Source organism: Streptomyces sp. NPDC043427, assembly GCF_056436655.1.
In genome coordinates, this window is record NZ_JBWKCC010000059.1 from 1 (window position 1) to 12,492 (window position 12,492).

Sequence of the window (12,492 nt, forward strand, 5' to 3'; positions counted from 1 at the left end):
CGTACAACAACGACAACAGGGCCTCCGGGAACCGCTCGGAATGGGGTCGCACCCCCGAGCTACCAGGAGGCCCTGCCTTCATGCGCGTCCCGCCGAAAGATCACCCGACCAGGAACCCTGTTCGATCCACACGTTCCAAGATCGGTTGAGATACGGCTTCTCAGATGGCGGCGGGGCCGGAAGTGGGGTGAGATGCCGCTGAACGCGGACAGGAACCGCTGTGCTCCGCCCACGGAGCGGAAGTTTTTCATCGCCCGTTCGCGTTGCCTGGTGGGCTGGTGGCTGTTCTCGGCCCGGTTGTTCAGGTACTTCGACTGTCGGTGCTCGACGCAGGGCATGACCTCGCGGCGGGCGGCGCCGTAGGAGCGGAGCTTGTCGGTGACGATCACCCGCGGCACCGTTCGGCTCTTCTTCATCAGCCTGCGGAAGAAACGCCTGGCCGCAGCCTTGTCCCGGCGGCTCTGCACCAGGATGTCCAGGACGTTGCCGTCCTGGTCGACGGCCCGCCACAGGTACTGCAACCGCCCGTTGATCTTGATGAAGACCTCGTCCAGGTGCCATGTGTCACCCGGCTGGGGCTGTCGGCGGCGCAGCGCGCCTGCGTAGGTCTGCCCGAACTTGGCGCACCAGCGGCGCACCGTCTCGTAGGAGACGACGATCCCGCGCTCGAGCATGAGCTCTTCCACCTCGCGAAACGACAGCGGGAAACGGAAGTACAGCCACACACAGTAGGAGATGACCTCGACCGGGTACCGGTGCCCCTTGTACAACAGCGACGCACTCCCCACGGACGACCCCTCCCAACCTGATCGACCCGAAGATCATCCCACCGGTCAGCCAACGTGACAGTGCCCTTCGAGGTGCTCCTGCGCCCTGGCGTCTGCGAGGTCTGCGGCGAACCGCCCAAAGCACACACCTGGGAGTTCGACTCCCTCACCGGCCAGCGCCGCTCCGCCGGCTGACCGGCGCCCGGCGATGTCGCCCCGCTCGCGACAACTACCCGCCAGCTACATTTCCCTTCGGGCAGCGGAAGGAGTCCGGGGCCAAGATCCGCGTGGATTCAAGGAAACCGAGGCCCTTCAGCCTGAACCCACGGGTCCACCGGTCTGCTTTAGGTCGGTGCATCCGTGGGCTCGGTTGAAACACGAGGATGCTGTGCAAGCCGAAGAGCTTCGGCCGTGACATCGGCGTCGACCTGCGCCTGTGTTCTGTCGCCGTATTCGAGGACGTCGTAGTCGTCGTCCAGGTTGGCGAGTTGTTCGACCAAGGGGAGCTCGTGCCCAAAACGATGGTGGATCCGGAAGGCCAGCTCGCGTGGTGTCAGCTCACCGGCCAGCATCCGGGCGGCAAGTGCTCGCGCGGCGGCTTCCTGTCCGGCAACGCTGCCCGCTGGGTGGAAGGTTAGGCCCAATTCGTCGAACTGCTGGTTCGGTCGACGGCATCTGTCCATGATCTCGTCTGTGGGCGCTGTCACGTTGTTGGGTGGGTAGGTGTCTGATGGTGCGTCGTGGTGTGGTGGAGCGTGGTTGCGGGCCTGTGGTCAGGCCGTGGCGGCGAGGCCGGTGACTCCGGTGATGTGCTCTCAGATTGCGAAGCGGACGGTCATCTCGGCGCGGTAGGGGCATCAGATGGCGGCGGGGCCGGAAGTGGGGCGAGATGCCGCTGAACGCGAACAGGAACCACTGCGCTCCGCCCACGGAGCGGAAGCCTTTCATCGCCCGTTCGCGCTGCCTGGTGGGCTGGTGGCTGTTCTCCGCCCGGTTGTTCAGGCCCTTGTGGGAGCGGTGTTCGACGGAGGGCATAACCTCGTGGTGGGCCGCGCCGTAGGAGCGGAGCTTGTCGGTGACGATCACCCGCGGCACCACACCCGTCCTCCTCAGCAGGCGGCGGAAGAAACGCCTGGCCGCGGCCTTGTCCCGGCGGTTCTGCACCAGGATGTCCAGGACGTTGCCGTTCTGGTCGACGGCCCGCCACAGGTACTGCAACCGCCCGTTGATCTTGATGAAGATCGTCCAGGTGCCACTTGTCACCAGGCCGAGGCTGCCGGCGGCGCAGCGCGCCTGCGTACGACTGCCCGAACTTGGCGCACCAGCGGCGGACCGTCTCGTAGGAGACGGTCACGCCGCGCTCGAGCATCAGCTCCTCGACCTCGCGGAACGACAGAGGGAAGCGGAAGTACAGCCACACGCAATGGGAGATGACCTCGACCGGATACCGGTGCCCCTTGTACGACAGCGACCCGCTCCCCACGAACGACCCCTCCCCGCCTGATCAACCAGGAGATCATCCCACCGCTCAGCTAACGTGACGGTGCCCGCGGCCGCGCTCGAGGACGCCCGGCTGCAGCAGCACCTCGACCGCGACCGCGTGGACCTGGCCGACGACGAACGCGGCCCGGCCGAAGTCGGCGAGTGGGAGCGCATCGCGCAGCTGCTCGCCACCACCGGCAGGACGTACGACCCGGAAGGCGACGCCGTCGTCTGAGGTCGCCCGGAGTTGAGGGATCGCCAGCTCTATGACTTGATCCAACGCTATGGATCGCTCAGCTCAATCGATTACTCATTCGAGTGAATGGCAACACCAGACTCGGAGAGTTTGGGACCATGTGGTATTGGCGATACATGGGAACAAACAATGAACAAACGCCAAACCGCAAAGCAGAGGAGACGTCCCGCCTCAAGACCGAACACATTTACCGAATGGCCACTTTCATCGTCGGCCTGACTGGAATTGCGGGATTTGTTGCATTCGTAACCCTTTCATTGCTCTATGATGAATTCTACGAGAATTTCGGCATCCTCCCTTCCGATGTAGGGCTCGACTACTCTCAAACATTGTTCCGCTCGTGGGGCTTCATTATTCTTGCGGTAATTTCACTAGCCCTAACAGCCATCCTGGTATTTGTCGCCTCTTCTCTACTTCGACGTCACCGTCGGCGTAAATCGAAAAAGGCAGCTAAGGCGAAAGGTGCCGACCAGCCCGAAGGTGCCGATGAGCTGGAGGAGCGAGAACGCAGATTCTCTCGCATCCTGAAGTGGCAAGCAATCGCCATGATCGTAGCGATCTTGGTCGAAATCGCCGCACTTGGGGGATGGCTTGGTGTGAAGAAAATCGACCAGCGGATCGAGCAGCGGAGGGTGAAGGGGCAACTGGGCGGTGAAGTTAGTCCCATCCGTTTTCAGAACCTGCTAGTAATGGACATCTCCGCTCACGAAGTAGAGAGCCTTACGCGCACATCCGATGGACGAGAAATTTCGGAGCTCGCAAAACGGAAGTTACTCTACCTCGGCACTAAGGAAGGAATCTATATTCTTTACGACGTAAAGAATGGGTGCATCGTAAAGCTTTCGGCTGGCGGTTCTGTGCTTCGACTTAAGGCGAATGGGTTTAAATGACCTATTTGACCTCACTCCGCCGTTACAGAACGCACCGGACGCCGACTACTGTAGCTGGACCGTATCCAGTGAAGGGGCACTGTCAACTTTGACGTACCGTCAGATGATCACAAAGGTGATTTGCAATCTTCACCTCTGATTCCGCGAATGAGGCGCCGAATCGACCTGCCGGAGGGAGGATCCGATTGGGGTTTCCCTTCTTGATCATCTGATGCCCAGTCAGTTGACAGTGCCGTCGCCCGGCAGCCCGTCACCGTGCCCGGCGCCGCGAACGTCGACCGGCCGAACGGTAAGCCCAGCTACGACAGCAACTAGTCGAGGATGCCGAGGGCCGTGTCCGGTCGGCAGTGGACGCAGGCGGGCACCTGCTGGCGCAGCGCTTCCAGCGCCTGCTGCCGGGTGACCGGACGGCACCGGCCGCTCTTGGCCGCTGCCCAGCACTCACCGGTGTGCACGGCGTCGACGTTCGCACGGTTGAGCCCGTGCTGGATCAGCCACTCGGGAGGAGGCGGCCGCCTCTCCTCCCCCCCGTCGCCGTTCTGCCTCGCGCCGCTCTTCCACTGCGATCCATCCGTCGATCTGGGCGAGGGCCGCCGTCGCCTGCTGGAGTACCACCCGCCTGGCAAAGCGGAGCAACTGGAGCCGCGACGGTTCTTCGCTCACGTGTTCGATTATAGGGGGGGTGTGTTACTGATCAGCTCGCTGCCGTGCTGTGCTGTGTCAGCGAGTGTTGATCATTGCCGTCAAAGGTTGATGATCAGTACGTTCGTGCCAACGAAGTTTGAGTATCACGACCTACCGAGGGCGGTGAGTCACTCTTGCGCGAGCACCGAGTCCGCCGACGGAGGTCTGTCCAACCCGCATCGAAGGTGTTCGGCAGTCTGGATCCGAACATCGAGTTGGCCGCGCAAGCCGGCGATCCGGTGGCGGTGCGGGTCGTGAGTCAGTATCTATCCGCGGTTTCCCGGCGCGCGAGCGATCTGGCCGGGCAGATGTTGTTCAGCGCAGCTGAGGCGGGAGATCCGGAGGCGATGTACCGCGAGGCCAACTACCAGCACAAGAGTGGCGGGCGGGATGCCTGGGAGATCTGGTTGGAGCGCGCCGCAGAGGCGGGCTGGCCTGCGGCGATTAAGGACAAGATCCGCTACAGCACCAGCGAGGACCAGCGTGAGTTCTGGCTCCGTCGGGCTGCCCAAGGCGGCGATCCGCCCTCACGCCGTTTGACCGAAGCCGAGCAGTCCATGAGGCCGCAGGCCCAATTAGACCCGTGGACCGCAAAACACTTGGCCGAGATCCTCGAAGAGCTCGGGCAGGCCAAGAACGCGGCCAAGTGGCGTGCGCGGGCCTTCGCGCCGCGCGAGTCCAGAGCACCGGTCCGGGCGTCCAAGGAGGGACGAGGTCCAACATCGGAGGTGTTCGGCAGTCTGGATCGGAACATCGGGTTGGCCGCGCAAGCCGGCGATCCGGTGGCGGTGCGGGTCGTGAGTCAGTATCTATCCGCGGTTTCCCGGCGCGCGAGCGATCTGGCCGGGCAGATGTTGTTCAGCGCAGCTGAGGCGGGAGATCCGGAGGCGATGTACCGCGAGGCCAACTACCAGCACAAGAGTGGCGGGCGGGATGCCTGGGAGATCTGGTTGGAGCGCGCCGCAGAGGCGGGCTGGCCTGCGGCGATTAAGGACAAGATCCGCTACAGCACCAGCGAGGACCAGCGTGAGTTCTGGCTTCGACAGTCTGCCCGAGTCGGCGATCCATCCTCAATGCTCGTCCTCGCCGACCTGCTGCTGGAGAGGGAGCAGGTAACCGAAGCGGAACACTGGTACCGAGCCGCCGTGGGCGTGGGATACGTGCCCGCCAGCTATCGCCTCGCCTCCCTTCTGATCGGGCAGGGCCGTTTGACCGAAGCCGAGCAGTGCGTGAGGCCGCAGGCCCGAGCAGGCTCGTCGATGGCTCAAGAGCAATTGGCCGAGATCCTCGAAAAGCTCGGTCGGGCCAAGAAGGCCGCCAAGTGGCGTGCGCGGGCCTCCGCGCCGCGCGAGTCGCAAGCACCGGGGGCGGCAGGCGGGCTCGGCATTGCAGAAGTCGCGACGACAGCGCTGGTCACCACCGCCATCGTGCCATTCGTCCAAGCCCTCGCGGCCAAGGTCGCCGACGATGCTTACGGGCAGGCCCGCCAGCTGGTCCGTCGGCTCCTGCGTAAGCCCATGCGCACCGCGGGCGCTGAACCGGGCCTTGCCATCCTCCAGGATCCTGATACGGGCATCACACTCTTCCTCTGGTCGAATGCGTCGGACGAGGCGCTGCGGGCTCTCTCGTCACTCGACCTGGGCGAGCTGACGCTCCGTAGGCCGGATCAGGGACGGGTTCACCTGGTGTGGCACCCGGCATCCGGCACGTGGCGCATCCGCGGCTCTTGACTCAGGCACAGCCACAGGGACCTACCAGATCTGCCTTGGCACGTCGAGGCCATCCGGCTGAAGAACGAGCCAGTAGACCGGCCGTATGCGTGGCCCAGTGATCCGCACCACTCAAACCTCGATGGCACGGATTCGAGGTTCGTTGTCACAGGACACGTGCGGCGAGACTGGCGAACTCCTGCAGACCGCTCTTGGGGTGCATGTACACGTAGCGCTCGGCCGCGTGGACCTGCACAGTGTTGAGGCGGTCGACGAGGGCTCCGGGGACAGGGCCCATGACGTTCTCCGGGCCAAGAGCCAGCAGGTGCCTTGGGCCGATGGGAAGTACGAGGGTGTGAGCGTCCCCGAAGGCCATGCCGTACGTGGTGGTGCTTCCTTCCGTGCGTATGGTCACTGCCGTGTTGTCGCCGATGAGGAACTGCCCCGTTTCGGGCATGAGCACTTCCACCCCCCACGTCGAGGCCATGGCCCGCATTTTGTAGAACGTGTCCTCGATGCTGGAGCGGAAGAGCTTGCCGCTCTCGTGGTCGCGGACGACCGAGGACTGTTCGATGAGACGCTCGGCGAAGGCGCCCAGGGGACCCGGGCCTGACAGATGCAGACCCGTCTCACGCAGTGCTTCGCGGCGCAGTTGCTCCGGAAAATTGCTGATCAGCTTGCCGACTAGACCTGCACGGCTGCGCTCGAAGGCGCCGGTGTGCACATCGCGGTAGTGGTGGGACCGGACGAAGTGGAGCACGACCAGGTCGCGCAGCGTCGCGACGTGAAGCGGGTCGGCGAACGGAGTGCCGGCATGGGCGCTGTCACGTTGCTGGGTGGGTAGGTGTCTGATGGGCACTGTCAACTTTGACGTACCGTCAGATGATCATATAGGTGATTTGCAATCTTCACCTCTGATTCCGCGAATGAGGCGCCGAATCGACCTGCCGGAGGGAGGATCCGATTGGGGTTCTCCTTCTTGATCATCTGACGCCCAGTCAAAGTTGACAGTGCCACCAGCACAGCTACGAACTCCAGGGATGAGCAGCGATCTCATTCCGCGAGAGCCGCACCCGCCGTCGGTGGCGCGGCGCACCCGGTTCGAGCCCGGCACCCAGCTGTCCGGCTCGGACTCTGCGGTCTTGGCGAGGTAATCCCTGGCCATGGACGAGGAACTGCGGGACGGTGTACGGCTGGTAGGCGAAGCCGAGCCCGAGCAGCCCGTCCTCCGGCAAGGACGTACAACGTGCCCGTCATGCAGGCCGAGCATCAGCATCCGGCCGCCGAGATCGGTCTGCTCGCCGACGTACCGGCGCGCGCTGGCGTCGGTACCGACGCAAACGATCCGGCCCGCGCGGATCGCGACGGTCTTCCGGATCCTGTCGCGGGCGTCCACGGTCCAGACATGACCGTTGAGCAAGACGGTGTCAGCAGGCAGCACGTCAGGCGGGCTGCGGCGTGTCCCACCCACCGACGCCACCGGGCCGACGCCGCGTCAGGCGAGCGCCGAGGTCGAGGCCGAGGCCCCCAGGAAGTCCCTGCGCAACGGCATGCCGGACCGGCCGTCACCGCCGGTCCTGACCGCCAGCACCTGGTTGACGCCCATTGTGTTGGTCTCGAACCCGACCGCCGACGCCGCCATATACAGGCGCCACACCCGCGCCCGCCCGGGCGAGGTCAGCTTGACCGCCTCGTCCCAGTGCGCTTCGAGGTTGGCCACCCACTCACGTAGCGTGAGGGCATAGTGCTCGCGCAGGGACTCGACGTCGCGCACCTCGAAGCCCGCTTCCTCCAGCAGCGACACGGTGGAGCCTATGGGAGCCAGCTCGCCGTCGGGGAAGACGTACCGGTCGATGAAGGGGTCCATCCGGTACTTCCCTTCGTCCCGCACAGGACGCCGCGATATCTGGTGGTTGAGCAACCTCCCGCCGGGCTTCAGCAGTTGATGCAGGATGTCCGCGTACTCTCGGTACCGCTTCCCGCCCACGTGCTCGGCCATACCGATCGAGGAGATCGCGTCGAAGGGGGAGTCGTCGATCTGGCGATAGTCCTGCACCCTGATCTCCACCAGGTGCTCAAGCCCCGCCGCGGCAACACGCTCACGAGCCAGTGCCGCCTGCTCGTCCGAGATGGTGACCCCTACGACCTGTACGCCGTAGCGTTCGGCCGCGTGCATGGCCATCGAGCCCCAGCCGCAGCCCACGTCCAGCAGCCGCTGCCCCTTGCGCAGGGCGAGCTTGCGGCAGACCAGGTCCAGTTTGGCCTCCTGGGCCTGCTCCAGAGTGTTGTCGGAGCCGGAGGACGGGTCGCCCTGCCAGTAGGCACAGGAGTAGACGAGCGAGGGGCCCAGGACCAGGGCGTAGAAGTCGTTGCCCACGTCGTAGTGGTGACTGATGGCCGCCTTGTCACGACGCAGGCTGTGCGCGGGACCGCGACGGCGCACGACCTCCTCGGCGGGCGGTGCCGGCGGGAGCACGACCCCCGCGAGGCCGAGCGTCCGGCTCACGGCACGCAGGCTGTCGGGTGTGGTCAGCACGCTCAGCGCTCTGCGGAGCGCCGCCGTGCGGCTGCCGGACTCCTCCCGTTCCCACAGCAGCGTCGAGATTCGCTTCAGAAGCTCGTACAGGTCGCCGTCGACTTCGAGGTCTCCGGCCACCCAGGCGCGGGCGAGTCCCAGCTCGCCGGGCCGCCACAGCAGGCGCCGCAGGGCTTCGCGGTCGCGCAGGACGAAGGACGGCCCGTCCTTGGGGCCGGCCGTGCTGCCGTCCCAGAGGCGGATTCCCACGGGCAGGGGGATACCCAGCGCCTGTTCACTGAAGCGGGCCAGAACTGCTGCGGCTGGTTCGGTCATGTGAAACCTCTCAGTTCAAAACGTGGGCCTTCTCCACCGGCCCCACATCGGTCAGCAGCTGGTGGACGTAGGAGCGGGGGATGGAGAACACCCTTGTGTGACCGTGCCCGTCGCGCTGTGCCTTGCGCAGCAGGGCGAGCCCGGCCTTTGGGCTGCCCGGTCGTCCGTAGCCGGGCAGCAGGCCGCCCGCGACATCGCGGGCGGCCTGCTGTCGTACGGGATCTGCTGACTGACCGTCAGCTCTCGTTGGTCGTACGGCGCCTGCGCGCGAAGTAGACCGCGGCGCTGCCGGCCGCCACGACGGCGAGACCGGCACCCGCGAGGACGGGGGTGCTGCTCGACGCGCCGGTTTCGGCGAGGTCTCCGTTCGTGGACGGCTGGTTCGCCTCCGTGTCGCCGCCGGTGCCGCTGCCGCCGCCCGTGCCGGTGCCGGGCTCGGGCGTGGCCGAGTCGTCAGGGGTGGGGGTCGGGGACGGACTCGCACCGGGCACGTCGGTGTCGGCGAGCTGCGCCGCGAAGGCGCCGGCGATCAGCTTGTGGCCGTCGGCGTTGGGGTGGGGGTCCTTCTTCGCGCACGCCCAGGTCAGCTCGCAGATCTTGGCCACGTTGGCCGGCACCTCACCCACGCCGGGCACGTTGACCTGGGTGGTGAAGTCGTCCGAGGAGAAGGCCCCGGCCAGGTCCGCCACCTTGAAGCCGGTGGGCTTGTACACCTGGGTGATGCCCGTGTTGGCGGCCTCGACCAGGGGTGCCGACTCCTTGGCGCCCTGCTGACCGGAGGCGCCGAGCAGCCAGGTCGCCAGGAACGGGTTGTAGTACGTCGAGCCCACGAACTGGGTGTTCTTCGTGCCCGCCTTGCGGAGGGTGCCCGCGATCTGGGCGATGTTCTTCGCCATGCTCTGGCTGGTGCTGTTCAGGCAGGCCCCGTCGAGAGTGCCGGCCGGGCTGACGCATCCCTGGATGATGTCGTTGGCGCCCACGCTGAGAGTCACGTAAGCGACCTTGCCGTGGTGCTGGGCCATGGCCTGCAGGGCGGCGTCCAGTTGGGACTTGGCGTGCGGGTAGTCGCACTCTCCGCCCTTGATCAGGGACTCGGTGGTCTCACCGGTGCAGCCCAGGCGTATGTGCTTCAGCCCGGGGGTGCGCTGCTTGAGTTGCGCGTAGAGCTGGTCGGTGTAGGCGAGGTCGGTGTCCTTGTCGACGTCCGGCTGGTAGCCGGTGGCCAGGGAGTCGCCGAGCGAGATGTAGTACGTGGCGTCCTTGGCGCCGGTGTCCTCGGCGGCGGTGGCAAGTCCGGGCGTGCCCAGCACGATCGTCGCGGCGGCGATGGCCAGCCGGGGGCCGACACTCTGAAGGGGTCTCATCACTTGTGTGTGCGCTTTCCAGTTATTGGGGGGGTGCATGCCCGAAGGCGTGGCGTGAAGCGAGGCTGGGTGCGGTGGAACTCAGCCGATACGGTTTCCGGGCACCAGAAGAAGGCCTTGGTGAAGGCGCGGGGGGATTCATGCCTCCGTGAGCTGCGTGATCTACCCGACTTCACATCGGAGGCGTGGGCGTCAATTTAGCAAGGTGGTGACCGACTTGGCTACGGAAGACTGACAAAGTAATGGTCGCTACGACACGTGTAACCATCAGAAATGTTTGACCGAGCGGAAACTGGTCACCAGACTCGCCGGTAGCCACTCGTTGAGTGATCGACTAGGTGTCGATTGCTTCTCTCAACAGCCCGTCCACCCGCAGGAATGCTGACTCCAACTGCCGGGTTGGGCTGGTGTTAAGCGCAGCATTCGGCCTCATTGTTCGACGGGTCGAATGCCGTCGATTACCGGAATGAAGATGCCGGGATCGAAGTTTGTCGGTCGGCCGACCTGGCCGCGGAGAAAGCCGAAGCCGCATCGAAATCAAGCGTGTCGTCAACTGCCCTTCGGCCGGGTGCAAGGCTTCGGCGTTGTCGTGCGGGCCCGGTTCATGGCGGTCTGTCAGCTCGGTGGTACCCGGAACGAGGAAGGCACGGGTTTCCAAGATCATGGAGTTCTCTACGCCCCGTGATCCGAGTGGAAGACCGTGCCTGTCGACGCATCATCGCTGATCCCGCGTGCCTTGACCAGCTCCGCAAGCATCCCGAGGTCGTATCCGACGAGGTCCCGCGCCTGCTGCAGCGGCTGGCCGAGGTGCCCGACCCACGAGACCCGCGCGATGTACGGCACGCCCTGGTTGCCGTGCTCGCGCTGACCGCGTGCGCGGTCCTTGCGGGGGCGACCTCTGTGCTGGCAGTCGGTGAATGGATCGCCGACGCCCCGCCGCACATCCTGGAACGCCTCGGCATACGCCTCGACCCACTGTTCCCGAAGCGGCTCCTGCCTGCGGAAACGACGGTCCGGCGGCTGCTGGCCCGAGTTGACGGCGACGCGCTGGACCGGGCGGTCGGACGATGGCTCGCCGACCGTCGCCCGAAGGCGAGCGGGCTGCGCGGCCTCTCAGTGGACGGCAAAAGCCTGCGCGGTGCGGCCAGAGCGAAGGGCCGCAAGATCCACCTGCTCGCCGGGCGCTGTCACGTTGTTGGGTGGGAAGGTGTCTGATGGTGCGTCGTGGCGTGGTGGAGCCCCCGGTGCCGGTGCGGCGGCGGATCGCCCAGCGGATGGTGCCGCTGATCGGACCGGACGCCTGGGCGGTCGACGACGTGTCGTTTCCCAAGGACGGGAAGATGTCGGTCGCCGTCGCTCACCAGTACTGCGGGGCCTTGGGCAAGCAGGCGAACTGCCAGGTGGCGGTCAGCGTGCACGCGGTCACCGATGCCGCCTCCGTCCCGCTTCAGTGGCGGCTGTTCCTGCCCAAGGAGTGGGACAGCGACGCCGAACGCCGGCATCGCTGCCAGGTGCCCGATGAGGTCGGGCACCGGGAGAAGTGGCGCCTGGCCCTGGACACCCTCGACGAGCTGGCCGAGTGGGGGCTGGTGCCGCCGGTGGCGGTGGCAGACGCCGGCTACGGGCAGAACGCCGACTTCCGCGACGGCCTGAGCGAGCGGGCCATCGGCTATGTCGTGGCCGTCCGTTCGGACGTGACCGTGCACCCGCACAACGCAAAGCCCACCGCCCCGGCGTGGTCCGGCAACGGCCGCAGGCCGCAGCCCCGCTACCGGGACAAGCCGTCCTCTGTATCCGTTTTGGCCGCTGGTCACGGGCGACAGGCGTTCACCGAGGTCACCTGGCGTGAGGGCTCCCGCGGGCCGATGCACTCGCGCTTTCTGGCGCTGCGGGTGCGGCCGGCCGGTGTCCGATCCCGCCGCCTGGCCCAGGCCGCCGCCACCGCGCGGGAGGGCTTGTGGGACGGCGTCCTGCCCGAGGTCACGCTGCTGATCGAATGGCCCGAAAGCGCCGAAGCACCCACCGATTACTGGCTGTCCAGCCTGCCCGCCGACACCCCGCTCACCGAACTGGTCCGCCTGGCCAGGATCCGCTGGCGCATCGAGCACGACTACCGCGAACTCAAGCACGGCCTCGGCCTGGACCACTTCGAGGGACGTTCCTGGACGGGGTGGCATCACCACGTCACCCTGGTCACCGCCGCCCACGCGTTCCTCACCGAACAGCGACTGGCCCCAAAAGCCGATACAGCGGACTCACCCTCTACCAGACCCTCGACGCCATCCAAGACCTGCTGAACTGCTGGACCGGAACCTGCACCACCTGCAACCGCCCCCTGCCCAGAACATCCCCCACCAGCCCAAACTCAAGAGCCAGAGCAACCTAACGGAGTCCTACTAGTGTCCTGCGCCAGAGATCCGTTGGCAGAAGCGGGCGAGGGAATCGAGGATCTCTTCGGCGGTCTTGGTCCAGATGAACGGCTTGGGGTC

General features: G+C 65.8%; 11 protein-coding genes and 2 pseudogenes. 7 read left to right on the plus strand and 6 right to left on the minus strand.

The features are described from left to right. Positions 1 to 59 precede the first annotated feature (59 nt). Positions 60 to 788, minus strand: coding sequence for an IS6 family transposase (locus tag AC067M_RS45445; protein WP_478702864.1), 729 nt, complete (start codon positions 786 to 788; stop codon positions 60 to 62). Between the two features lie 362 nt (positions 789 to 1,150). Here AC067M_RS45445 and AC067M_RS45450 point away from each other — a divergent pair, with 362 nt between their 5' ends. Beyond that, positions 1,151 to 1,405 carry a hypothetical protein gene (locus AC067M_RS45450; protein WP_478702874.1) on the plus strand — a complete coding sequence of 85 codons (255 nt, stop codon included), beginning with the start codon at positions 1,151 to 1,153 and terminating at the stop codon, positions 1,403 to 1,405. Between the two features lie 232 nt (positions 1,406 to 1,637). On the opposite strand, the pseudogene AC067M_RS45455 reads toward AC067M_RS45450, so the two are convergent. After that, positions 1,638 to 2,250: pseudogene (locus tag AC067M_RS45455) on the minus strand (IS6 family transposase); the annotation flags it as partial. A gap of 54 nt (positions 2,251 to 2,304) precedes the next feature. On the opposite strand from AC067M_RS45455, the gene AC067M_RS45460 reads away from it, so the two are divergent. Further along, positions 2,305 to 2,484 (plus strand): hypothetical protein, encoded by a 180-nt coding sequence (locus tag AC067M_RS45460; protein ID WP_478702865.1) that lies wholly within the window; start codon positions 2,305 to 2,307, stop codon positions 2,482 to 2,484. Positions 2,485 to 2,699: 215 nt separating this feature from the next. Then, positions 2,700 to 3,395 carry a hypothetical protein gene (locus AC067M_RS45465; protein WP_478702866.1) on the plus strand — a complete coding sequence of 232 codons (696 nt, stop codon included), beginning with the start codon at positions 2,700 to 2,702 and terminating at the stop codon, positions 3,393 to 3,395. Between the two features lie 311 nt (positions 3,396 to 3,706). Here AC067M_RS45465 and AC067M_RS45470 read toward each other — a convergent pair whose 3' ends face one another. Then, positions 3,707 to 3,850, minus strand: a complete 144-nt coding sequence (locus tag AC067M_RS45470; protein WP_478702867.1) for a DUF6233 domain-containing protein — start codon at positions 3,848 to 3,850, stop codon at positions 3,707 to 3,709. A 414-nt stretch (positions 3,851 to 4,264) separates the two neighbouring features. Here AC067M_RS45470 and AC067M_RS45475 point away from each other — a divergent pair, with 414 nt between their 5' ends. Then, positions 4,265 to 5,809 (plus strand): SEL1-like repeat protein, encoded by a 1,545-nt coding sequence (locus tag AC067M_RS45475; protein ID WP_478702868.1) that lies wholly within the window; start codon positions 4,265 to 4,267, stop codon positions 5,807 to 5,809. Positions 5,810 to 5,954: 145 nt separating this feature from the next. Here AC067M_RS45475 and AC067M_RS45480 read toward each other — a convergent pair whose 3' ends face one another. Both AC067M_RS45480 and AC067M_RS45485 read right to left on the minus strand, forming a co-directional pair. After that, positions 5,955 to 6,647, minus strand: coding sequence for a DUF4238 domain-containing protein (locus AC067M_RS45480; RefSeq protein WP_478702869.1), 693 nt, complete (start codon positions 6,645 to 6,647; stop codon positions 5,955 to 5,957). Between the two features lie 636 nt (positions 6,648 to 7,283). Beyond that, positions 7,284 to 8,639, minus strand: a complete 1,356-nt coding sequence (locus AC067M_RS45485) for a class I SAM-dependent methyltransferase (protein WP_478702870.1) — start codon at positions 8,637 to 8,639, stop codon at positions 7,284 to 7,286. A 97-nt stretch (positions 8,640 to 8,736) separates the two neighbouring features. On the opposite strand from AC067M_RS45485, the gene AC067M_RS45490 reads away from it, so the two are divergent. After that, positions 8,737 to 8,868, plus strand: coding sequence for a hypothetical protein (locus AC067M_RS45490; protein ID WP_478702871.1), 132 nt, complete (start codon positions 8,737 to 8,739; stop codon positions 8,866 to 8,868). Positions 8,869 to 8,875: 7 nt separating this feature from the next. Here the strand turns inward: AC067M_RS45490 and AC067M_RS45495 are convergent, their stop codons facing one another. Beyond that, positions 8,876 to 10,003 carry an SGNH/GDSL hydrolase family protein gene (locus tag AC067M_RS45495; RefSeq protein WP_478702872.1) on the minus strand — a complete coding sequence of 376 codons (1,128 nt, stop codon included), beginning with the start codon at positions 10,001 to 10,003 and terminating at the stop codon, positions 8,876 to 8,878. Positions 10,004 to 10,684: 681 nt separating this feature from the next. Here AC067M_RS45495 and AC067M_RS45500 point away from each other — a divergent pair. Together AC067M_RS45500 and AC067M_RS45505 are read left to right on the plus strand one after the other, a co-directional pair. Then, complete coding sequence (locus AC067M_RS45500) at positions 10,685 to 11,218, plus strand: transposase family protein (RefSeq protein WP_478702873.1); 534 nt, start codon at positions 10,685 to 10,687, stop codon at positions 11,216 to 11,218. Between the two features lie 26 nt (positions 11,219 to 11,244). Then, positions 11,245 to 12,300 (plus strand): annotated as a pseudogene (locus AC067M_RS45505) (IS701 family transposase); the annotation flags it as partial. Between the last annotated feature and the right edge of the window lie 192 nt (positions 12,301 to 12,492).